Origin of the sequence: Mesorhizobium sp. C089B, assembly GCF_030323125.1 — a bacterium.
Classification (GTDB): domain Bacteria; phylum Pseudomonadota; class Alphaproteobacteria; order Rhizobiales; family Rhizobiaceae; genus Mesorhizobium.
This window is the reverse complement of sequence record NZ_CP100469.1, coordinates 3,258,356-3,280,474: the sequence shown is the minus strand read 5'-3', so window position 1 is coordinate 3,280,474 and position 22,119 is coordinate 3,258,356. Positions and strand designations below refer to the sequence as shown.

Annotated in this window: 22 protein-coding genes and 1 pseudogene; 10 read left to right on the top strand and 13 right to left on the bottom strand. The window is 63.2% G+C overall.

The window, feature by feature from the left end; all coding sequences use genetic code 11:
- Positions 1–193: 193 nt before the first annotated feature.
- Positions 194–958: a Stf0 family sulfotransferase gene (locus NLY44_RS16265; RefSeq protein ID WP_023686376.1), complete on the top strand. Its 765-nt coding sequence runs from the start codon at positions 194–196 to the stop codon at positions 956–958.
- 140 nt (positions 959–1,098) lie between these two features.
- Here the strand turns inward: NLY44_RS16265 and NLY44_RS16260 are convergent, their stop codons facing one another.
- From NLY44_RS16260 to flhA, 3 genes are read right to left on the bottom strand one after another with little or no spacing between them, the layout of a single operon-like run.
- Positions 1,099–1,482 carry a hypothetical protein gene (locus tag NLY44_RS16260; protein WP_023686375.1) on the bottom strand — a complete coding sequence of 128 codons (384 nt, stop codon included), beginning with the start codon at positions 1,480–1,482 and terminating at the stop codon, positions 1,099–1,101.
- Position 1,483: 1 nt separating this feature from the next.
- Positions 1,484–2,236 carry a flagellar biosynthetic protein FliR gene (gene fliR / locus NLY44_RS16255; protein WP_023686374.1) on the bottom strand — a complete coding sequence of 251 codons (753 nt, stop codon included), beginning with the start codon at positions 2,234–2,236 and terminating at the stop codon, positions 1,484–1,486.
- Positions 2,233–4,320: a flagellar biosynthesis protein FlhA gene (gene flhA, locus NLY44_RS16250; protein WP_023804735.1), complete on the bottom strand. Its 2,088-nt coding sequence runs from the start codon at positions 4,318–4,320 to the stop codon at positions 2,233–2,235. The genes fliR and flhA overlap by 4 nt, the downstream gene beginning before the upstream one ends.
- A gap of 123 nt (positions 4,321–4,443) precedes the next feature.
- Here flhA and NLY44_RS16245 point away from each other — a divergent pair, with 123 nt between their 5' ends.
- The 9 genes and pseudogenes from NLY44_RS16245 (at position 4,444) to NLY44_RS16205 (ending at position 12,039) form a co-directional block, all read left to right on the top strand.
- Positions 4,444–4,743: a putative quinol monooxygenase gene (locus NLY44_RS16245; RefSeq protein WP_023683279.1), complete on the top strand. Its 300-nt coding sequence runs from the start codon at positions 4,444–4,446 to the stop codon at positions 4,741–4,743.
- 730 nt (positions 4,744–5,473) lie between these two features.
- Positions 5,474–5,623 (top strand): hypothetical protein, encoded by a 150-nt coding sequence (locus NLY44_RS33220; protein ID WP_245263705.1) that lies wholly within the window; start codon positions 5,474–5,476, stop codon positions 5,621–5,623.
- Positions 5,620–6,273 (top strand): helix-turn-helix domain-containing protein, encoded by a 654-nt coding sequence (locus NLY44_RS16235; RefSeq protein ID WP_031201349.1) that lies wholly within the window; start codon positions 5,620–5,622, stop codon positions 6,271–6,273. The genes NLY44_RS33220 and NLY44_RS16235 overlap by 4 nt, the downstream gene beginning before the upstream one ends.
- Positions 6,274–6,310: 37 nt before the next feature.
- Positions 6,311–7,387, top strand: coding sequence for an extracellular solute-binding protein (locus tag NLY44_RS16230; RefSeq protein WP_023804738.1), 1,077 nt, complete (start codon positions 6,311–6,313; stop codon positions 7,385–7,387).
- 22 nt (positions 7,388–7,409) lie between these two features.
- A complete protein-coding gene (locus NLY44_RS16225) occupies positions 7,410–8,282 on the top strand; it encodes an ABC transporter permease (protein WP_023686367.1) in 873 nt (290 codons plus the stop codon).
- Positions 8,282–9,079 (top strand): ABC transporter permease, encoded by a 798-nt coding sequence (locus NLY44_RS16220; RefSeq protein ID WP_023804739.1) that lies wholly within the window; start codon positions 8,282–8,284, stop codon positions 9,077–9,079. Before NLY44_RS16225 ends, NLY44_RS16220 begins: the two co-directional genes overlap by 1 nt.
- Positions 9,076–10,190, top strand: a pseudogene (locus NLY44_RS16215) (ABC transporter ATP-binding protein). The gene NLY44_RS16220 and the pseudogene NLY44_RS16215 overlap by 4 nt, the downstream one beginning before the upstream one ends.
- A 36-nt stretch (positions 10,191–10,226) precedes the next feature.
- On the top strand, positions 10,227–11,612 hold the full coding sequence (locus NLY44_RS16210; protein WP_023686364.1) for an NAD(P)/FAD-dependent oxidoreductase: 1,386 nt from the start codon (positions 10,227–10,229) through the stop codon (positions 11,610–11,612).
- A 58-nt stretch (positions 11,613–11,670) separates the two neighbouring features.
- Positions 11,671–12,039 carry a cupin domain-containing protein gene (locus NLY44_RS16205; RefSeq protein ID WP_084012952.1) on the top strand — a complete coding sequence of 123 codons (369 nt, stop codon included), beginning with the start codon at positions 11,671–11,673 and terminating at the stop codon, positions 12,037–12,039.
- A gap of 23 nt (positions 12,040–12,062) precedes the next feature.
- Here NLY44_RS16205 and NLY44_RS16200 read toward each other — a convergent pair whose 3' ends face one another.
- The 10 genes from NLY44_RS16200 to NLY44_RS16155 all read right to left on the bottom strand — a co-directional run bounded on the left by NLY44_RS16200 (position 12,063) and on the right by NLY44_RS16155 (position 22,079).
- Positions 12,063–13,706: an MFS transporter gene (locus NLY44_RS16200; RefSeq protein WP_023804741.1), complete on the bottom strand. Its 1,644-nt coding sequence runs from the start codon at positions 13,704–13,706 to the stop codon at positions 12,063–12,065.
- 222 nt (positions 13,707–13,928) lie between these two features.
- Positions 13,929–15,797, bottom strand: coding sequence for an asparagine synthase (glutamine-hydrolyzing) (gene asnB / locus NLY44_RS16195; RefSeq protein WP_023691732.1), 1,869 nt, complete (start codon positions 15,795–15,797; stop codon positions 13,929–13,931).
- Positions 15,798–15,868: 71 nt separating this feature from the next.
- Positions 15,869–16,135 carry a flagellar biosynthesis protein FliQ gene (gene fliQ, locus NLY44_RS16190; protein WP_023671896.1) on the bottom strand — a complete coding sequence of 89 codons (267 nt, stop codon included), beginning with the start codon at positions 16,133–16,135 and terminating at the stop codon, positions 15,869–15,871.
- A gap of 24 nt (positions 16,136–16,159) precedes the next feature.
- The gene (gene flgD, locus NLY44_RS16185) at positions 16,160–16,567 is read right to left on the bottom strand and encodes a flagellar hook assembly protein FlgD (protein ID WP_023671895.1); all 408 of its coding nucleotides are present in this window, start codon (positions 16,565–16,567) and stop codon (positions 16,160–16,162) included.
- Positions 16,567–17,010: a flagellar biosynthesis repressor FlbT gene (flbT, locus tag NLY44_RS16180; protein ID WP_023671894.1), complete on the bottom strand. Its 444-nt coding sequence runs from the start codon at positions 17,008–17,010 to the stop codon at positions 16,567–16,569. The genes flgD and flbT overlap by 1 nt, the downstream gene beginning before the upstream one ends.
- Positions 17,007–17,354, bottom strand: coding sequence for a flagellar biosynthesis regulator FlaF (gene flaF / locus NLY44_RS16175; protein ID WP_023671893.1), 348 nt, complete (start codon positions 17,352–17,354; stop codon positions 17,007–17,009). The genes flbT and flaF overlap by 4 nt, the downstream gene beginning before the upstream one ends.
- A 30-nt stretch (positions 17,355–17,384) precedes the next feature.
- Positions 17,385–18,428 carry a flagellar hook-associated family protein gene (locus tag NLY44_RS16170; protein ID WP_023804742.1) on the bottom strand — a complete coding sequence of 348 codons (1,044 nt, stop codon included), beginning with the start codon at positions 18,426–18,428 and terminating at the stop codon, positions 17,385–17,387.
- A gap of 3 nt (positions 18,429–18,431) precedes the next feature.
- The gene (gene flgK, locus NLY44_RS16165) at positions 18,432–19,886 is read right to left on the bottom strand and encodes a flagellar hook-associated protein FlgK (protein ID WP_023686357.1); all 1,455 of its coding nucleotides are present in this window, start codon (positions 19,884–19,886) and stop codon (positions 18,432–18,434) included.
- Between the two features lie 176 nt (positions 19,887–20,062).
- On the bottom strand, positions 20,063–21,316 hold the full coding sequence (locus NLY44_RS16160) for a flagellar hook protein FlgE (RefSeq protein ID WP_023691731.1): 1,254 nt from the start codon (positions 21,314–21,316) through the stop codon (positions 20,063–20,065).
- A 94-nt stretch (positions 21,317–21,410) separates the two neighbouring features.
- The gene (locus tag NLY44_RS16155) at positions 21,411–22,079 is read right to left on the bottom strand and encodes a response regulator transcription factor (RefSeq protein WP_023683295.1); all 669 of its coding nucleotides are present in this window, start codon (positions 22,077–22,079) and stop codon (positions 21,411–21,413) included.
- Between the last annotated feature and the right edge of the window lie 40 nt (positions 22,080–22,119).

The following is a 22,119-nucleotide window of genomic DNA, read 5'->3' as shown; positions in this document are numbered from 1 at the left end:
CAGGTTCGGGTCAAGCCGCAGTTTGGCGCGGGCGCCTTCTTGCGGCAACTTTCCGGTGAACAGGAGCGCGCCGGTTCGCTTGCTCGCCGGCCGGCGACTGTTTTTCGGGCGTTCGGCTTTGCCTAGCGGCAAATTGAGATTTGTTCTGCGAGGAACGCCGTTATAAACCCATTGCTGTTGGAGGAGATACTCTTTGAAGGGCGTTGCGCTTTTAACCGTACCGAGAAGCGGCTCCGAATGGCTTGGAAGCCTTGCGAATGCCACAGGTTCCATGGGGTGTTTCGGGGAATGGCTGGATCCAGACCATCTCAAATTCGTGGCCCGCTCTTATGACGAGCTGGAAAGCGCCGTCCTCAAGGCCGGATTGTCAGAAAACGGGCGTTTCGCCATCAAGCTGTTCCCTGGCCATCTGCGTGAAACGCGAGAAAAGTTTGAGAAAGACTTTCTGTTTGAAACGCTGAAGAAGCACGAAATCGGGTTGATTTTCCTTGAACGGCGAGACCGGCTCCGGCAGGCCATTTCGTACTATCGCGCCAGTGTTTCCAGGCAATGGACCAACAGAGCAAGGGGAACGGGAGCGAAAGCCGCCTACGATTTCGCGGAGATCTCCCGAGCCTGCATTTCTCTTGAAGATGGGTACTCGTTCTGGTCGAAATATCTCGACATGCTTGGGCTGCCCCACAAGCATGTCGTCTATGAGGAGATGTTTGAGGATCCGACACCTTTTTTGGAAGCGGTCGCTGAGCATATGGGTGTTGGAGCTCCAGCCGAGAGACCAGCTTCTTCGATTCAGATCCAGCGCGATGGCCTGACAGAAGAATGGGCAGAGCGTTTTCGATCGGATGCCGCAGCCAACGGGATTATTGATCTGCTGCTTGAGGAGAGACCAGCTGTAAGGACGCTGTCCAATCTTCGGCGGTTCTTCAAAAAGCGGCCACTAACCAAAGCCTATTCGTAGGACATCGAGCTGCGCAGCTGCAGAGGTCATCTCGCTCGAAGCTGACGCGTTTAAAATCGCGGTAAGCCGCGGAACGTGCAATGCGCGCAAGCCAGCCTGTCGACAGACCGCCGGAAATGCTTGCATTTACTGGAACGCAGCTACTCGCCGCCTCGCCTCTGCGCGATCAGATCGAGCCGGTCGCGGTCGGAGCGTTCGCGTTCGTCCTGTCGGCGCACGTCCTTGTAGGCGCGCTCCACCATGTTGGTGCGCGCCGTCGCAGTGGCGATGAGCGTGACCTCCTGCCTGGCGCTTTCCAGGCTCGCTTCCTGCCGGACCAGCGCATTGGCGATGCGGCGATGGTAGAGGTCAGGGAACAGCACCGCCATCGACTGGTCGGCGTCGAAATGCTGGACAAGTTCCTTGGCCTCGGTTTCGGCGGTTGCCGCTGCCGCCAGGAAGGCCGCATGGCGCGTCTCGTGCAGGGCCTTCAGCTGCTCCTGCACCTTGACCAGTTTCTTCAGCCGTTCCTTGCGCGTGCTCATCTCACCTCGCCAGCGTCAGATCGACAAAGCCGTCGACGAACAGCGACAGCATGGTGCCGATGGCGAAGTAGAAGATGATCATGCCGCCGGCGATGACGAAAGGCAGCGAGATGAAGTAGACCGGGATCTGCGGCGTCAGCTTGTTGACGAAGCCGATCGTCAAATTGACCAGGATGGCATAGGCGATGAACGGGCTGCCGAGCCGGATGACCAGGAAGAAGGCGTCCGACACCGTGTCGGTGAGATCGACCAGGGCGGCCTGGGGATTGAAGAAGACGTTGACCGGCGCCACCGTGTAGGAGGCGACCAGAGCGCGGATGATCTCGTGGTCGAAATCGAAGACGAAGAGCAGCAGCAACGCTGAAAACGAGATGATGGCGGCGAGGGCCGCCTGCGGCTCTGGCTCCTCGATCGCCGGGCCGCCGGTGCCACCATAGCCGATCAGCATGGCAATGGCCGAGCCCATGAAGCGCAGCGCTTCCATGTAAAGCCTGGTCATGGCGCCGATCAGCCCGCCGACCAAAAGTTCCGAAATGATCATCGGCGCCAGCACCTGCGGACGCGCATCGACGAAGGGAAAAATCTTGTCCCACAGGAAGGCGAGCAGGCCACCGGTGGCGGCGATCGACGCGAACAGCCGAACCTGGATCGGCACGCGGGCGCTGGACAGGCCCGGCATCAGCATGAAGCAGGCGCCGATGCGACAGAAGGCGAGGAAGGCGGCGATGACGACGCCTTGCGACAGTATGTTCACGAGATCGTCCCGAGCACCTTGATCTCGACGCCCTTGGCGATTTCGACATGGGAGAGAACGGGAAGCGTCGTGAACAGGCGCTCGATGATCATGCGCACATAGGGGCGAGCATCGGGCGCGGTGACGAGGACAAAACGCTCGCCGGCCTCGAGATGCTTGCGGATCGCCTTGGTCGCGTCCTGGCCGAATTCCTCCAGCTGGCGCGGGTCGATGTCAAATTCGCGCACCTCGCCCTTGGCGTCGCGCTTGAGGCTCTGGTGGAAGGCGAGGTCCCAGCGGTTGCCGAGCCGCAGCACCTTGAGCATGCCGCCTTCGGAGAGATCGCCGCAGATCTGCTGGGCCATGCGGATGCGGACATGCTCGACGATGTGCTCGGTGCGGCGCACATGCGGTGCGATCTCGGCGATAGCCTCGATGATCAAATGCAGGTTGCGGATCGACACGCGTTCGGCCAGCAGCAGTTTCAGCACCGCCTGCAGGCCGGGGTAGGAGATGTGCGAGGTGCATATCTCGTCGGCCAGCTTGCGGTACTCCGGATCCTGGCGCTCGAGCAGCGCCTTCATGTCCTTGTAGGACAGAAGCTGCGGCAGGTTGTTGCGGATCACCTCGGACAAATGGGTGAGCAGCACCGACATGTTGTCGGCAAAGGTATAGTTCTCGCGCTTCAGATCCTCGGCGAAGGTTTCCAGCACCGAGAAGGCGCGCATGCCGAAGGCCGGCTCGCGGATTTCCTCGCCGGGAACGTCGGGCAAATCCCGGTTCCCCAGCAGCACCATGATCTCGCCGACCCGCATCTGGTATTCGGCGACGACGGTGCCGTGGACCTTGATCTGATAGCTTTTCGGCGGGATGCCGAAATCGTCGGCGACGCGCACTTCCGGCACGACGAAGCCGTATTGCGTGGCAAATTTCTTGCGCATCTTGGCCATGCGGAACACCAGTTCCTGATGCGACACCAGCAGCCGCGTCGACAGCTGCTTGCCGATCAGAAGCTCGATCTCGGCGGTAGTCAGCGAAGCCTTGACCGAGTTCTTCTCTTCCTCGACTTTGTTCGCCTTCTCCAGATCCTTGATCGCTTCGGCGGCGGCAGCCTCGCGGTTGGCGCGCATCGGGATGACGTAGCCAAGGCCGGCCATGCCGGCGGCTAGCGTGAAGAACGGGAAGAACGGCAGGCCGGGCATCAGGCCGAGCAGGACGAGCAGCGAGGCCGCGACATAGAGCGCGCGCGGATGCGCACCGAGCTGGCCGAACACCGCCTGGTTGGTCGAGCCGCGCGTGCCGCCCTTGGACACAAGCAGGCCGGCGGCGAGCGAAACGATAAGCGCCGGGATCTGGGTGACGAGGCCGTCGCCGACCGACAGTTTGATGAAGACATCGGCGGCTTCGCCCATGCCCATGCCGTGCCTGATGTAACCGATGGCGATGCCGCCGAGGATGTTGATGGCGGTGATGATGAGGCCGGCAATGGCGTCGCCGCGGACGAATTTCGAGGCGCCGTCCATCGAGCCGAAGAAGGAGGATTCCTCTTCCAGCTCGCGGCGGCGCAGTTGCGCTGTCTTGTCGTCGATCATGCCGGCGGACAGGTCGGCGTCGATCGACATCTGCTTGCCGGGGATGGCGTCGAGGGTGAAGCGGGCGCCGACTTCGGCAATACGGGTGGCGCCTTTGGTGATGACGATGAAGTTGACCACAATCAGGATCATGAAGACGATCAGGCCGATGACGAAATCGCTGGCCATCACAAGTTTGGAGAAGCCGGCGATGACATAGCCGGCGGCGTGCGTGCCCTCATTGCCGTGCGACAGGATCATGCGCGTGGTGGCGATGTTGAGCGAAAGCCGTAGCATGGTGGCGATCAGCAGCACGGTCGGGAAGGACGAGAAATCGAGCGGCCGCTGGATCCACAGCGCCACCATCAGGATCAGCACCGACAGTGCGATCGAGAAGGCGAGGCCGATGTCGATGAGGAAGGCCGGGATCGGCAGGAATAGCACGGCCAGGATGATGACGATGCCGATGGCGAAGAAGACATCGCGGCCGTTCTTGGCCACTGTTCCTGTCGCTAAGCTTTCGCTGACCGCCATGTCGTCCCCAATCACAAGCCTGCCGAGCACGCGACAGCCCTTCGAGCCTAACCGGTCAAGCTTGCGCGAGGGTGGGAGGACTGGTTACTTGCCGGGACGACAGAGGCCTTGAGGAGAGAGATCATGCTGGTGATCATCGGCACCATTCGCCTGCCGGCGCAACGGCTCGACGAGGCAAGGCCGGCCATGCGGCGCATGATACTGGGCAGCCGTGCGGAGCCCGGCTGCATCGAATACTCCTACGCGCAGGACGTGCTCGACGTCGGGCTCATCCATGTAACCGAGGTGTGGAGCGACAGGGCCGCGCTCGACGCGCATTTCCGCTCGCCTCACATCGCCGATTGGCGGGCGAGCTGGGCATCGCTCGGCATAGGCGAGCGCAACCTCATGCTCTATGAGGCCGGCGAGCCGAAGCCGATCTGAGGACCGGGCACAGTCAAGAAGGCGTGGGCCCAAGAAAGTCTAGCAGGCGTTGACCTGTCTGCAGGACCATCCGCCGCCATCGGTATCGTGGCAGTCTTCATAGCTGCCGTAGCAGGTGTTCGTCGAATTGCGATACCAAGGGTAGCCGCCAGGACAGCAAACATCTTGTTGTGCAGTCTGGATAAATTCCTTTGCCGGCCGGCTTTGGTTTTCCGGATTGCCTCCCGCCAAAAAAGAGACATCGAGTGTGACACAACAGACCTAACCGGCATATCCATGCTTGAATTGCTCACCGCAGACGAGCTCAAAAAAATCATGCCAACAGCTAATGAAAAAATCCCCGCGCACTCATCTTCTCCTCCTTGAGGGAAATAGAGACGGGCAAAAATAACACAGCTGCGTCGATTGCGTAAGCGATCGCTCATATACCTCGACACGCTCGCGGGGAATTGAAGCGGGGCGGCAAGCCTGACTGCTCCTCAGCGCCAGAATGGCGCCGCAAGCAGCCGGCATTATGTCGGCGTGCTGATCGTCGCCGAACTGCACAGCGATCCGTCCGATGGTGACACGCCGGTGCTGGCGCTGGCCAAGTTCACGGATGCGGTGCTGGTACCGAGCATGAACGTCCAGTCCGCCGCCGGAACCTCCAGCGCGCCGTCGCCGAGGAACTGGCGGTGGTCGAGAATTTCGACAACCGGGCCGTTGTCGGCTTTTGACCGAGGGCCATCTGATGCGACGCTACGCCGAGGAACTCGACAAGGCGCGGCGCGACCTGTCGGGCGAAGAACAGGCCTCGGCCGGCATTTTAAAATGTCCCGGCGCTTGCCACGTGTACAGTGTCACTGTACAAATTGTTCAGTGGGAGAAAAAGACGGGATGAGCACCGACCAGGCTCCGGTCAAGAACGGCGTCGCCTCGACAGCGACGCATGCCCATCAGATGCTGGGCCAGCGGCTGAAGAGCCTGCGTCTCGGCCGCCGGCTTTCGCTGCGTGAGCTCGCCGAGCTGACCGGGACCAGCGCCAGCTTCATCAGCCAGCTCGAGCGCGGCCTGACCGGCGCCAGCACCGCCTCGCTCAACCAGATGGCCTCGGCGCTTGGGGTGAGCGTGGCGATGCTGTTCGAGGATAGTGCCGCCGGGCAGCGCGGGGTCTTGCTGCGCAGCGAGCGGCCGAGCCTGCCGCCCAGCGACGGCTGCCGCAAGATGCTGCTCTCGCGTCCCCCTTTAAGCGACATGGAAGTCTATGTCGGCGAGTTCGAAATCGGCGGCTCGACCGGCCCAGCGCTCTACACCCATGGCGACGCGCACGAGATGCTCGTCGTGCTGCGCGGCATCGTCGAGGTTTCGATCGGCGATGTCAGGCATGTGCTGGAAGAGGGCGACAGCATCGAATACGCGACATCGACAGCACATCGCTCAGAGAACATCGGCAGTGGCCGAGCCGAGGTGATGTGGATCATTGCGCCACCGACTTCGGTGCGCGCCGAACTCGATCAATACAGGGCCTGGAAACCGCTCGCAGCCAGGTAGGTTCAATCCATGCGGGTCAAATGGGAGAACAATAATCATGCTGAAAACAAGACATCTTGGCCTTGGCGCCGTGCTGGCGCTCGGCGTTCTGGCAACCGCAGCGTTCGCGCAGGAAAAGCCTGTCGCGGGTGAGGTCAAGGAAGGCTCGCTCAAGGGCAAGACGCTGACGCTCGTCTCCTATGGCGGCATCTACCAGGACGGCCAGGCCGCCGCGCTCAAGGAGTTCGTCGAAAAGTCCGGCGCCACGCTGCTCAATGACGGGCCGACAGAGATCGCCAAGCTGCAGGCGCAGGTCGAATCCGGCAACGTCACCTGGGACGTCGTCGACACCGCCGACCTGCCGCCTTACGTCTATTGCGGCAAGCTGTTCCAGAAGCTTGATTTCAGCAAGCTCGACGTCTCCAAGGTGCCCGAGGGCCAGGTTGGCGAATGCTCGGTGCCGGCCATGAACTACGGCGTCGTGCTGATGTACAACAAGGAGAAGTATGGGGATAACCCGCCCAAGAACTGGGCCGATTTCTTCGACACGGCAAAATTCCCCGGCACGCGCGCGCTCGACGGTTCGGGCGACCCGACGGGCGGCCTGCTGGAGCAGGCGTTGAAGGCGTCTGGCGGCGACCCGAAGGCGATGACGGTGGCCGACATCGACAAGGCCATCGATGTCATCCGCAAGCTCGGTCCCGACACGATCTATTGGAAGACCGGCGCTGAATCGCAGCAGCTTGCCGAATCTGGCGAAGCCGACATGCTGATGATGTGGACCGGACGTGCCATGACGGCGGTGAAGAACGGCGCCAAATATGCGCCGGCCTGGCAGGACTGGCTGGTGGTGATGGACCAGATGACCATTCCGGTCGGCGTCAAGGATACGGATGCGGCTTATGCGCTGCTCAATGCCTATCTCGGCAAGGGGGCGCAGGAGATCCTGGCGCAGCAGACCTCCTATACGCCGATCAACAATGACGCGCAGCCCAAGGTCGATGCGTCGGTCGCCGCCTTCCTGACCAACACGCTCGAGCGCCAGAAGCAGGGTTACAAGCAGAACATCAAGTTCTGGGTCGAGAACTTCCCGGTGGCGCAGGAGAAGTGGTCGGCGCTGATGGCCGGCAACTGAACAGCCAAGTGAGAGCCAGGCCGTGAGCGCGTCCGAACCCATCGCCCAACCCGCCGCCCATGCGCGGTCGGGTCGGGCATGGCGGCCGTTCGCGCTCACGGCGCCGGCGCTCATCCTGCTCGTCGCGGTGATCGGGTATCCGCTGCTCACCATCGTGCTGCGCAGCCTGTCGGAACCTGAGTGGGGGCTGCAGAACTATGCCTGGTTCTTCGGCGCGCCGGTCAACCTGACAGTGCTGCAGCGGACTTTCGTCATTTCGGCCTGGGTGACGCTGGTCTGCGTCATCGCGGCCTATCCCTATGCCTATCTGATGACCGCGGTCGGGCCGCGCGTCCGGCTGGTGCTTGTGCTTTGCGTGCTGATCCCGTTCTGGGTGAGTGGTGTGGTGCGAACGCTGTCATGGGTGATCCTGCTGCAGGATTCGGGCGTCATCAATTCGTTGCTGCGCTCGGTCGGGTTCGGCGGCGTCAAGCTGATCCGCACCCAGACCGGCGTGGTCATCGGCATGGCGCAGGTGCTGTTGCCGTTCATGATCCTGCCGCTCTATTCCGTGATGCAAGGCATCGACCTCAGGCTGATGCGTGCGGCGCAAAGCCTCGGTGCGCGGCCGTCGCGCGCGTTCTTCACCGTCTATCTGCCGCTGTCGCTGCCCGGCGTCTATGCCGGCGCGATCATCGTCTTCATCCTGTCGCTCGGCTTCTACATCACGCCGGCTTTGCTCGGCGGCCCGCGCTCGACCATGCTGTCGACGCTGGTGCAGACGCAGGTGCTGAGCCTGCTGCAATGGGGCAGGGGCGGCGCCATGGGCGTCGTTCTGCTGGTCACCACCTTCGTGCTGCTGGCGCTGGCAGCACCCGTGATGCGGTCCAGGCATCGGGAAGCGGGGCGGCGCTGATGGAGATGAAGCCGCTCACCCGCGTTCTTCTCGGGCTCGTCTGCCTGCTGGTGGCGATATGGCTGGTGGCGCCGACGCTGGTCGTGGTGCCGATGTCGTTCAACGAAAACAAATCGCTGGCGTTTCCGCCGCAAGGCTTTTCCTGGCAGTGGTACCAGAATTTCGCCACCAATCCGGACTGGTCGAACAGCTTCCTGAACTCGCTGAAAGTCGCCTCCATCGTTGCCGTCCTGGCAACGGTGCTCGGCACGCTTGCCGCCTTCGGCCTCGACCGCATGAAGGCGCGGCCGGCGAACCTTTTGCGTATGCTGATGCTGACGCCGATGGTGGTGCCGGGCGTGGTGCTGGCGATCGGCATCTATGCCGTCTATCTCGACACGCAGCTCGTCGGGACGCTGCTCGGCTTCGTGCTGGCCCACACCATCCTTGCGCTGCCCTTCGTGCTGATCGCGGTCTCGGCCAGTCTCGAAGTGTTCGACCGCCGGCTGGAGACAGCCGCAGTCAGCCTGGGCGCCGGCGCACTGACCACGTTTCGCACGGTGACGCTGCCGCTGATCGCGCCGGGCGTGCTCTCCGGCCTGCTGTTCGCCTTCGCCACGTCGTTCGACGAGATTGTCGTGTCGCTGTTCATCACCAACCCCTACCTCAAGACATTGCCGGTGCAGATCTTCGCCTCGATCACGCGCGACGCCGACCCGACGGTGGCGGCTGTCGGCACGATCCTGCTTTTCGCGACCACGATCCTGATCGGCGGCGGCATGCTCCTTCTTGGCCGCGAGCGGAAAGGACGCCAATGAATCCGAAGCCGACAAGCAAGGGCGTGGCGATCGATCTCGAAGCGATCAGCAAGGCCTATGGCGGCTTCAAGGCGCTGGACGGCGTGTCGCTGCGCATCGAGCCCGGCGAGTTCATGACGCTGCTCGGCCCAGCGGCTCGGGCAAGACGACGACGCTCAACGTGATTGCCGGTTTCACCGATGTCACCAGCGGCAAGCTTCTGGTCGGGGAAAAAAGCGTCGTCGGCGTGCCGGCGCACAAGCGCAACATCGGCGTCGTCTTCCAGCACTACGCGCTGTTCCCGCATATGAGCGTCGGCCGCAACGTCGCCTATCCGCTGACGCTGCGCGGCGTCGACCAGGCGACGCGACAGACACGCGTGGCAAGGGCGCTCGACATGGTCAGGATGGGCGATTTCGCGCATCGCTATCCCAGCGAATTGTCGGGCGGCCAGCAGCAGCGCGTGGCGTTGGCACGCGCCATCGTCTTCGACCCGCCGCTGCTCCTGATGGACGAGCCGCTCGGCGCGCTCGACAAGAAGCTGCGCGAATGGCTTCAGCTCGAGATCAAGCGCATCCATCGCGAACTCGGCACCACCTTCGTCTATGTCACGCACGACCAGGAAGAGGCGCTCGTGCTGTCGGACCGCATCGCCGTGTTCAACCGCGGGCGCATCGAGCAGGTCGGCACCGGCCGCCAGCTCTATGACGAGCCGGCAACGCTGTTCGTCGGTCGCTTCATCGGCGATTCCACCGTGCTGCGCGGCAAGGCGCGCAGCGATGGCAACAGCACCGCGCTGAGCATCGCCGGCGAGACGGTGACGGTACCGCGTAAGCTGTCGGGAGAAGCCAGTCCGGTGATGCTGCTGCGTCCCGAAAAGCTCGCGATCCGAAGAGCCGGCCAAAGTGCTGCCAATGGCGCCAACCGCCTGTCGGGGACGATCGCGGAAGCCATCTATCTCGGCTCGGAATCGAAATACGAAGTTAAGCTCGCCGACGGCTCGGCCGCGATCGTGCGCTCACCGCTGACCGGCGAGAGTTTTGGCCTCGGCGACAAGGTCGAGCTCTGCTTCGACGGCAGCGACGCCAAGCTGCTGGCGGACGACGCAAGCGCCGACACCACACTCACCTGATTCCAATCTGGCCTGATCCCATCTGAAAGTCATTCCATGCAAGCCAAGCGCAACGGCGACATATCGTTCTGGTATGCGGATCTGGGGGCGGTTCCCGTTCCGCGCCCGCACTTGCCTGGAAACATCGAGGCCGATGTCGCCATTGTCGGCGCCGGCTATACTGGCCTGTGGACCGCCTACTATCTGAAAAAGGCGAAGCCATCGCTGCGCGTCGTGATCGTCGAGCGCGAATTTGCCGGCTTCGGCGCTTCGGGGCGCAATGGCGGCTGGCTGTCGGGCGGCTTCAGCTGGTCGCGCGAAAAATATCTCAAGACATCGAGCCGGCAAGGCGTGATGGCGATGCAGGCGGCGATGGCAGGCTGCGTTGATGAAGTGATCCGGGTCGCGACCGAGGAAGGCATCGACGCCGACATTCGCCGCGTCGACAATCTGACGGTGGCCACCAACGCAGCGCAGTTGGAGCGCGTGCGCGAAGAATGCGAGACGATCCGTTCCTGGGATGTCGACCCGAACCGCGTCGAGATGCTGGACGCCGCCTCAACGCGCACGCGCATCAACATCCGTAACGTCATGGGCGGCTTCGTCGTCCATGGCCAGGCGCGGGTGCAGCCGGCCAAGCTGGTGCGTGGGCTTGCCGATGCCGTCGAGCGGCTGGGCGTGCCGATCTATGAGAAGACGACGGTGACAAGCATCGCCAAGGGCAGTGTGACGACAGACCGCGGTACGGTGCAGGCGGAGACGATCATCCGCGCGACCGAGGGTTTTACATCAGGCATCCCCGGCGAGGAGCGGACCTGGCTGGCGCTCAACAGCGCGCAGATCGTGACTGAGCCGCTGCCGCCCGACCTGTGGCGCGACATCGGTTGGGAAGGGCACGAACTGCTCGGCAATGCGGCGCATGCCTATTGCTATGCCCAGCGCACGCGTGAGGGACGCATCACGATGGGCGGACGCGGCGTCCCTTATCGCTACGGCTCGCGCACCGACGTCAACGGCCAGACGCAGCAGGCCACGATCGACCAGCTGCACACGATCCTGACGACGCTCTTGCCGCAGACCAAGGGATGCCGCATCGATCACGCCTGGTGCGGCGTGCTCGGCGTGCCGCGCGACTGGTGCACCACGGTCGGTCTCGATCCCGCGACCCGCATCGGCTGGGCCGGCGGCTATGTCGGCCTCGGCGTGTCCAGCTCCAACCTTTCGGGGCGCACGCTGGCTGACCTTGTTCTCGGGGCAAACACCGAGCTGACGAAGCTGCCCTGGGTCAACCGCAAGGTCAGGCCATGGGAACCGGAGCCCTTCCGCTGGCTGGGCGTGCATTCGATGTACCAGCTTTATCGCATTGCCGATGGCCGCGAGGCGGCAGGGCTTGCGCACACCTCGAAGCTGGCCGCGTTGGCCGACAGCATCACCGGCCACTAAAGCCATTTGTTCTCACGCATTTCCGGGGCAGACCCCTTTCCTGGAATTGCTCTTATCCATGGAGCTAGACTTGATCGATCTTTCGACCTTCCACGATCTCGCCAAGGCCGAGATCGGCGCGTTCTCTCCTAAGCCAACGTCGATTGAAGGGGATCAGGTCGAGGCCGTGCGCTCATTCTTTCAATCGCCGGACGGGACTGTCGATGTCGGCATCTGGGAATGCACGCCCGGCCGCTTCACCGCCGATCGTTCGGACTCGTCGGAGATCTGCCACATCATTTCGGGGCGCGTGGAACTGAGCCGCATCGATGGCAAGGTGCGGGAACTCGGTCCGGGCGATCTCCTCGTCCTGCCGCAGGGCTGGAAGGGCGAGTGGCTGATACGCGAGACCACGCGCAAGCTCTACATGATCCAGAGCGCCGGCTGACCGGCGCTACGGCTATGGCGAGCTCAGTGATCGATCGGCCCCTTCGGCGAGACCAGCGCGGTGCCGGCGGTCGTCGGGCGCTCGATCAGGCGGCGCACGCGCGGCGGTTCGTCGCCGCTGTGCAGCGCCCGCACCCGCTCGCCGACGACGCCGTCGGCATGGGTGGCGCGCCGGTTGTGGCGGATGTATTCCAGCCAGGTCGGCGTGTGGTAGTGCTCGATCCAGACTGCGGGATTTTCTAAGTCCCGAGCCAGCGTCCAGTTGCGGGCGCCGTCGCGGCGGCGGATGCGCCCGCGCTCGGCCATGGTGGCGAGGAATTCGGGTACATCTTCGTCGCGGATAATGTACTCTATCATGATGGCGATGGGGCCGCTGCGCGGCTTCAGGTCGAGGCCGAGATGCGGCTCCTTGAAGCGGTTGAGCGGGTCGAGGTTGAGAGTCGTCTGCTGCGGCAGCGGCAGGAACAGGCCGATGGCGCCGCCAACAAGCATCGCGATGGCCGCCGCAATCAGCGCGGTTTCGGCGCCATGCGCATCGGCAACGACGCCCCAGATCCAGCTGCCCAGCGCAATGCCGCCGAAGGTCGCCGTCTGGTAGACCGACAGCACCCGGCCGACGACCCAGCGCGGCGTCGACATCTGCACCGTGACGTTGAAATGCGACAGCGCGATCACCCAGCAGGCGCCGCCGATGAGCAAACCCGCCGCAGTCTGCCAGGCATTGAGGCTGATGGCGGCATTGAAGGCGCAGACGGCAAAGCCGGCGAAGGCCATCCGCACCATCGTCTCGCTGGACAGCAATTGTCTGAGACGCACGCTTATCAGCGCGCCGCCGACGGCGCCGATGCCGAAGGCGCCGAGCATGATGCCGTAGGTCAAGGCATCGCCCTTGACGACGTCGCGCGCCACCAGCGGCAGCAGCGCCAAAACCGCGCCGGCGCTGAAGCCGAAGGCGGAGCCCCTGACCAGCACCTTGCCGATGTTGGGCGACATGGCGACATAGCGCAGGCCGGCGCCCATGGCGGCGCCCAGCGTCTCGCGCGGCAGCGTCGAGACCGGCAGCTCCGGCTTCCAGCGGAAGAGCACGATGATGAGACCTATATAGCTCAGCGCATTGGCGGCGAACGCAGCAGCCGCACCAGCGGCGGCAACGATGATGCCGCCGATCGCCGGGCCGACGCTGCGTGTCAGGTTGAAGCCCAGTGAATTGAGTGCAACCGCGGCCGGCAGCTTGTTGCGCGGCACCATGTCGCCGACCGATGCCTGCCAGGACGGGTTGTTGAGCGCCGTGCCGCTGTCGATTAGGAAGGTGAAGGCAAGCAGCGTCCACGGCGTCATCCAGCCGTTCCAGGTGAACAGCGTTAGAAGTGCAGAGACGACCAGCATGAAGATTTGGGCGATCAGCATCACCTTGCGCCGGTTGAAGCTGTCGGCGATGGCGCCGGCGACGAGTGCAAACAGCATGATCGGCAGAGTGGCCGAGGCCTGGACCAGCGCCACCTGATAGGGCGACGTGGCGATGGTGGTCATCATCCAGGCGGCGCCGACGCCCTGGATCAGGCCACCGAAATTCGACACCAGGCTGGCCGACCAGACGGCGCGGAAGATGCCGTGCCGGAACGGCGCCAGCGCCGAAACGCGTTCGCTGTCCGGCTCGTCATCGATCATCAGACCTGTCCCACCTTAACGTGCTGGTTTCGTCCGCGGGGACGACAATCATGGCATCCGTTTGAAATAGAGCACGACATCCAAAAGGGCGAACGCGTCTTCGAAAAGATCATGGTCCAACAACAGGATAGCAAGGCGAAAATACGTCAGCCGGGAATGGTCCGCTACCCAGAGCGATGTTCTCATTGGTCCACTGCGCGGGGCTGTCGGCCGCGCGCGAAGTCAGCTTCTGTCCCGCGCAGCGGTATGCAAGGCTTCGGTCAGCGTGCCTGTCGTCTCGCCGCCGGCGTGAAGGCGCAGGAAAAGCTCCATGCCGACAAGCCGCAGCCTGGACGGTTGCTCGCGCCGCGCCAACTGGACCATGTCCTCCAAATTCGCGGCGGGCCATTTCAAGGCATCGCGCAGGAAACCGCCGCGTAGCAAAGTCTCCGTGCCGGCCGAAAATTGCGACGACATCTCGAAGCCGATCTTGCGCGCCTGGACGTTCTGGCGCGGAATATGCTTTTCAGCGACCTTTCGCAAAAGCCATTTTCCTGTTTTGTCGCGGTATTTCTGCCGCCTCGGCAAATGGATGGCGAAGTCGATCAGGCGGTTTTCCAGGAACGGGACCCGCAGTTCCACGGACGCCGCCATGCTCAGCCGGTCGTGCCGGTGCAGGATGTCCTGCAGATGCGAATAGAGGTCGTAGAGGCAACTACCGAGAAAGGCGCGATCCGCGGGCGGCATAACCGGCTCCAGGCGGTCGAAGATCTCGGTTTGCAGAAAATTCAGCTCCGGCGACAAAGCACGCAGGACCATGCTGCGATCCATTTGTGAGTGGCTTCCAGCCGAGACCTTGTAGGGGGCATGACGCTGTTGCTCGAATCTCCGGTCGAGCGAGCGCTTCGAATGGACCAGGCGCCGGGGCCACGACCAGGAACGCCACTTCTTCATGCTCAAGGCCTGCAAGGGGTAGCCGCCAAACAATTCGTCTGCGCCTTCGCCGGTGAGCAGCACCTTGACGCCATCGGCCCGGCATCGTTCGGCAAGCGCCAGCAGTGCGACATGGCTGGCGTGCCAGCCATCGCTTTCAAGATGCCAGATTACCCTTGGCCAAAGTTCGAAAAACCGGTTCCTGTCGACCGGCACCCGGCGCAAGGGCACGCCGACATGGCGGCCGGTGCGTTCGGCGTCTTCGGCCTCGCTGTTGCCGAGCTGCGGGTCGACGACATAACCGTGGACTTCCGGCCTGAACCGCTTTGCCAGCGCCGTTATCAGGCCGGAATCGACACCGCTGCTGCAGGCGGTGGCAACGCTGGTATCGGCGATGCAGTGAAGTCCGACGCTGTCCTTGAGCAACGCCTCGAGCGTCGCCATGTGTTCAGCATCAGCGGATGCATCGCCGGTAATGCGCGCGGTCTCCAGCACGTCCAGCACATGCCAGAAGCGGCGCTTCTCGATAACGCCATCGGTGATCTTCCACAGGCCGGCGGGCGGCAGGCGCTCGATGCGGTCGAACAGGCTGTAGCTGGAATCGCGGCTCTGCCAGGCAAGCCGCAAGGTGATCTCGCGGCTGTCGATGTCGCGCGGAAAACCGTCGCAGGCGAGGATCGCCTTGTCCTCCGAGGCGAACAGGATTCGCTCCGGCGTGTCGGCCACCGACATCGGCTTGATTCCAAGACGGTCACGCGCAAGCCACAGCGCACTGCTGCGAGCGTCGAAATAGGCGAAGGAAAACATCCCGTCGAACAGCGGCACGGCTTTTTCGGGGCCCCAGTGATGCAAGGCTTCGAGAACCACTTCGGCATCGCAGATGGTTCGAAAGACGACGCCTTGCGCCTGCAGCGTTTCGCGCAGCGAGCGGTAATTGTAGACCTCGCCATTGTAGACGAGAACGCCATCGCCGGAAGAAGTCAGCATCGGCTCACGGGCGGCGGGCGAGGGATCGATGATGGTAAGTCGGCGGTGACCGAGCGCCAGCCGATTGTTGTGCCAGCTGTCATGATCGTCGGGGCCGCGATGTACCAACGCCTGCATCATGCTGGCGACATCCGACAGGTCGTTGGCGTCGATCGGGTTTCGTTTGCGCCAGACGCCGGCTATTCCGCACATGGCCTGCCGGTGAGTTCTGCCTGAGTCATGGCCTGCAATCTAGCCGGAACACAGCCGCCTGCAAGCGCTGCCTAGAACCCGTTTTCAATGCGCTCGAAAATGACGTTGGTGAAGGCCGAGATCTGGCTGCCGATGAACGGACCGGTCAGCGCCACGACCAGCATGATGGCGACGATCTTGGGCACGAAGGTCAGGGTGATTTCCTGGATCTGGGTCAGGGCCTGGATCAGGGCAATGCCGATGCCGACCACCATGGCGACCAGCACCACCGGCGCGGAAGCAACAAGCACCGTCCATACCGCGTACTGGACGATGTCGAGTGCGTCGGCCTCGTTCATGTGAGCGCGCCTCTATGGAACTGTCTAGCTGGCCGGCTTTATCGAAACGCCCGCGCCGACCGGCACTTCGGTGCCGTTCTGCAACACGGCGATCACGCCGTTGCTTGCAAGCTTGACCGAGGCCACGACGCCGGTCGTCTTGCCGTCGGCCGAGGTGATCGAGCGGCCGATCAAGGCATCGGCCTGCGACAGCGCCGAGGACTGCATGATCTGGTCGAGCTTGGTGTTGGTCTGCACCGATTGCTCTACCTGCGAGAAGGTGGCGAGCTGGGCGACATACTGCGTCGAATCCATCGGTTTCGTCGGATCCTGGTTCTTCATCTCGGCGATCAACAGCTTCAGGAACGACTGGTAGTCGACCGCTGTCTTCGACGTCTGCTGGGTGCCCTGGTTGGCGCCCGTGGGGATCGTCGTCGTCATGTCCACATTCATCAGTATTGTGCTCCCACGGCCAGCGGGCGCTTCGCACCCTGAACATCGTCATTGCCGCCAAGTGCGCGGCGTTCGAGCGGATAAAGCGCACGGATAGCCTTCAGCGCTTCATAGATATGGTCTTCGCCGACCATGCGGTCGATCTGCTTCAGCGCGCCACTGATCTGCTCATCCTCGAAGCTTGCCAAAAGCAAGGGCAGCGAGCGGCGGAACATGGCGCGCGCCTCGATGGCGCCGGCCGGGTTCATCAGCATCACCTGCAGGATGAAATAGAGCTGCTTGAGCGGCGTCAAGGCATCGTCGGCCTGGATGACATGGTTCTCGAGCAGGAACTGTACGTCGTTCATCAGCTCGACGGTGACCTTGCGGTCGACGCGGATGACGGCGCCGTTGATGTAGATCTTCTCGTTCGGCTTCAGCGATATCTTCAGCGTGTTGGTCATTGAATGCCGTCCCGGATGATCTGGGACACTTCGATCAGCCCTTCGAAATTGTCGGTGCGGCCCTGGCGGATGTCCTCGGCCTCGCGCAGCAGCCACAGGCCGATGGAGATGAGGTTGGCGCGCAGTTCCTTGGGCAGGACATTGTCGCTGGAACCGAGATCCTCGACGAAGGTGGTCCAGACCCGGTTGGTGAAGTGCAGCGCTTCGACCGCCTCCATCGAGGTGTGGCCGACCGCCGCCGCCGCCGCCAGCATTTCGATCGAGCGGGTCAAAAGCTGCCGCTCGCGATCTTTCGCATCGGCAACGGAGTCGGTCTGGATGTCGGCGTAGGAGAATTGGTACATCGTTTGGCTCTACCGTTGCGGTTGAGATTGTCAGGTCAGGTAGTTCAGCAGGCTCATCTGCTGCAGGCGCGCGGTCAGCGCGAAGGACGTCTCGATATGCTGCGTCAGATCCGCGACGCGGGTGGCTGCCTCGGCGGGGTCGACGCCTTCCAGATCAAGGATATGGCGCTCGAACAGGTCGACCTGCGTCTTCATGCGGTCGCTGGCGTCGGAGACCCGCTTCTCGGCAAGGCCGGTCTCGGCCTGCAGTTGCCCTAGCCCGCCCAGCGCCTCGCCGACCATCGCCTGGGCGCGGCCGACAACGGTGGTCTTCGCCGCCTGGCTGATATTGCCGGACAGCAGGCCGGTGATCAGGGCGGAAGCCATGGCGAGCTTGCGGATGCTGTCGTCATTGGCGCTGGCCGAGGTTTGGGTGGTTTCGCCCAGCGAAATGCGGCTGACGATCTGCTGGTCGGTGGCGTTCGACCAGTTGGCCTGCCAGCCGGAGCCCATGAACTGCGGCAAGACATTGCTGGTGATGAAGCCGTCCATCTGGGCGGCGGTGATGTTGGCAGCGAGCGGATCGGCCTGCGTGAAGCCGAAATACGACGAGAAGGAAGCGTCGAACGCCGCCTTGGCCGGCGAGCCCGCGGCGGTGAAATCGTCGATCGGCTTGACGTCGGTGTTGGTGCCGGCAAACAGATATTCGCCGTTGACGCTGGCGTTGAGGATAGAGGTCATCTGCTGCACGGCGGCCTTGCCGGCTTGCTGCGTGATGGTGCTCGAGGAATTGCCGGCGGCGGTCAGCGCGGTCAGCAAATTCTGCGCAGTGTCGGAAAGCTGGCCAAGCGCAGCCTGCGTCGAGGACAGCCGCGCGGTGACCAGCGAATTGGAATCGATGATGACGTTCAACCGGTCGAGGTCGCGCGAGAAGGTGACCGCCTGCGAGGTGCGCGCGCCGAGCGCCAGACCGACATCGGCGACGGTGCCGGTCGTCGATTCCTTGGTGGCTTTGACCAGTTCGGCCTGCATGCGCATCTGCTGATAGCGCGCGGCGTTGTAGAGGGCGGCTGATGAGACGGATGTGGCTTTCATGGCTTATCCTACGGCATCGAGCAGGGCCGACAGCATGTCGTCGACGGTTTTCATCATGCGCGCCGAGGCCTGATAGGTGTGTTCGAGGTCGAGCAGCAGCGACATCTCCTGGTCGACATTGACGCCGGTGTCGTTGGACAGCGCCTCGGCGGTGCGCGATGCCAGCGCTTCCTTGGCGTCGGCGTTGCTCGAGGCCTGCTGGCGCTGGCCTTCGAACCAGCCAATGGCATTGGCGGCGTAGTCGGACACGCTGGACGTGACGGTGATGCCGGCCGCAGCGTCGAAAGGCATCGGCTTGTCGAGCTTGTCGCCATAGCCGATCAAGAGCTGCGAATAGGAGGCGTTGCCGGCAGTGTTGGCGATATAGGCCGCACCATTGGCGCCGCCGTCGCGCAGCAGCACCGGATTGCCGCCGACGCTCGAGTCCATTGCGGCGTTGACCTTGATCGAGCCGGCAAGCCCGTCGATCAGCGTGCCGGCGGCCGGAATGGCGGGCGCACCCGACCAGGTGAACAGGCCGGTTCGGTCGGGCTGCGAAGGTGCTGTTTCGGCAAAGGCGGTGATGAGGCCGCGCGCCACTTCGTCGAGCTGGCTCTGCATCGTCGCCGCGACGCCGTCGCGCAAGGTGATGAGCCCGGCGAGCTTGCCGTCGGCGCTGGTGTTGCCGCCAGCCCCGGCGCTGACCGGCACATTGTCGATGTAGATGGTGTTGCCTGGTGTGCCGGCCGTGTAGCCCGCCGACGGGGTGAAACTTACCGAGCGCGGAATGGTCTCGAACAGTGTCGTGCCATCCTTGGTGGTGATGACCATGTCGTTGTCGCCACGCGTGAAGGTCGACACCGGCACATAGTCCGCGATCTTCTTCAGCAAAGCGTCGCGCTGGTCGAGCGCGTCGGATGCGTCGGTACCCGAACGGGTTGCGGAGATGACCGCCTTGTTGGCGTCCTGGAACTGACTAAGCAGCGAGTTGAGATCGTTAACCGCCGTTGATATCTCGCCATCGGCCTGGGTGCGGAAATCCTGGATCGCGTTGGTGCCGTCGTTCAGAGCGCGCACCACCTGCTGGGCCGCGTCGATGACGCTGGAGCCGAGGTTCTGGTTGGATGGCGTAGCGGCGTAAAGCTGCAGCGCGTTCTGCAGCTTGCCGATCGCGGTCGAGGCAGAGGAGGCGTTGTCGACGCCGTTGACGGCAACGGCGAGGCGGTCAATTCCGCTGTAAAGCGTGCTCTGGCCGCTCCATGCCGATTGCGCGCTAAGGTTCTGGCGAAACAGCAGGGCGTTGGTGGCGCGCTGGATCTCGACCGAGCGGGCGCCGGGCGCGCTGCTGACGACGACCGCCGTGCGGCGGGCATAGTCGGGGTTGCTGGCGTCGGCAATATTGCGGGAAAGGACGCTGGTCTGCTTCGATGTGGTCTGAAGCGACTGTTGGGCTATGGTCAATGCGGAAGTCAGCGACATGCGGGTCTTTCACGAGGCCAGTCGGGAGGGGATGACGTCTCTGCCCTGTCGGCGGCGTCGGCGTTCGGAAACCTGCAATTCCAGACCACCCCGGCCGGTTTGCCGGTGTGGCCTTGAATTCGAAATCCGCGCACCGCGCTGCTCTGGTTTGGGTTCATTCCCCTGGCGCCCGTCGTTTATCTCTTCAGGTTGACAAGGACATCCATGAGGTCGGAACCGGTCTGGAACACTTTCGAGTTAGCGGTGTAGCTGCGCTGCGCCGCGATCATGTTGGTCAATTCCTCGGCGATATCGACGTTGGAATTTTCCAACGCGCCGGAGATGATGCTGCCGAGCTTGCCTTCATTGGCGAAGCCGATGCGCACGGTGCCGGAGTCAGTGGACTGCGCATAGACATTGCCAGGCAGTGCGGTGAGGTTGTCGGCGCTCTGGACGTCGGCCAGTGGGATCTTGAACAGCGGCTTGGTCGAGCCGTCCTGATACTGGGCGTAAATGACGCCGTCCTCGCCGATCTGGATCTTTTCGATCGTGCTGGGCGCGTTGCCGTTGACCTTGGCTTCGGAGACCGTGAAGCCGGTGCCGAGCTGAGTCAGCTTGGACAAATCGAGGTCGAGCGACGCACCGCCCGGTACGGGGATGGTAATCGAATCGACGGCGCCGGTGAGTTTGCCGGTGGTGGTGTCGAAGGTCAGGTTGGCCGTGGCCAGCGCGCCGCCCGTATAGGGGAAGGATGTGCCCGGCGTCGCCTGGGACTGGTCGAACACAGAGACCGACCAGGTGCCGGTCCCGGTGTTGGTGAAATAGAGGTCGAGCAGCTTCTTGTTGCCGAGATTGTCGTAGGTGACCATCGAGGATTTCGACGTGTATTCCGCCGTCGGGCTGTTGGTGGACGGCAGCGGACCGGCGGGCGGCGTGGCGCCGGCCGGCAGATTGGCGTTGAAGTTGCCCGCGGTGCTGGGCGTCGCGGTCATTTCCTGGTCGGAGATCTGGACCGGCACCAGCCCTTCGAAACCGTTGGCGGTGGCAGCCGGTGTGCCGTTGGCGTAGCTGTAGGCCATCAGCTGGTAGCCGGCGGCGTTGACCAGCCTGCCCTGAGCGTCGGGAACGAATGCGCCGGCGCGGGTGAGGAAAGGCGTTCCGCTGGGGTCCTGGACGACGAAGAAACCGTTGCCGTTGACCGCAAGGTCGGAAACCGAGGTCGTGTACTGCAGCACGCCCTGGGCGCTGATGGCCGAGCGGATGGTGGTGTTTACGCCGCCGGAATTATAGGCGCCGCCGACCTGCGGCATGATCAGCGTCGAAAACTCGGCCGAGGATCGCTTGTAGCCGGTGGTGTCGGAATTGGCGATGTTGTCGGCTGTGGCCGAAAGGCGGTTGGCCTGCGCGTTCATGCCGGAAACGCCGGTCCGCATCATTCCGTAAAGGCTCATCGAAACGTCTCCTCAATGCCCAACATCGTTGGGCCCATGTCTGTGGTCGCGAGGATATAATTTTTGTCTTGCGCGAGGCTGGCGCAGACCGGCATCAGAACACCAGCCGGTAGCCGAGGAAGCGCTTGGAATCTATCGGGTCCTGACCAAGCTTTTCGCGCAGTTTCTTGCGCAATTTGGAGATGTGGCTCTCGACCACGTTCTCCTCGACCTCTTCGTCGAAGATGCCGTAGATGGCGTTGAAGACCTGGGTCTTGGTGACGCGGCGTCCGCGGTTGCTCGCCAGATATTCGAGGATGCGGCGTTCGCGGCGCGGCAGAGGCAGCGGCTGGCCATCGATCTCGGGATCGCGGCCATCCATGAAGATGCGCATGGCGCCGATCTCGGTGTAGCTGACGTCCTCATGGGCGCGGCGGCGGATGGCGGTGATGCGGGCCAGGATCTCCCGGATATGGACCGGCTTGCGTATGACGTCGTCGACACCGCTCTCGAACAGCCGCAGCGTATTCTCGAGCGAGTGCTGTTCGCTCAGCGCAATGACCGGAGCGCCGGTGCGGTCGCGGATCTGGCGTGGCGAGATGGCGCCTTCGCGGCAGTCGCCGATGAGGAAGGCTCGGACCGATCGCAAATCCGTGTCGGCGGCCGATGTCACCCACTCGCCGAATTCACCGGACGCGAAGCCTGCACAGGCGACGCCCTCACGATCGAAAAGTGAATTATAGCCTTCAGTTACGAGCTCACGCTCGTCAACGATTACAATCATCGGCCCCGCCTCCGAATCAGATCATCTGCCCCGTGGGAAG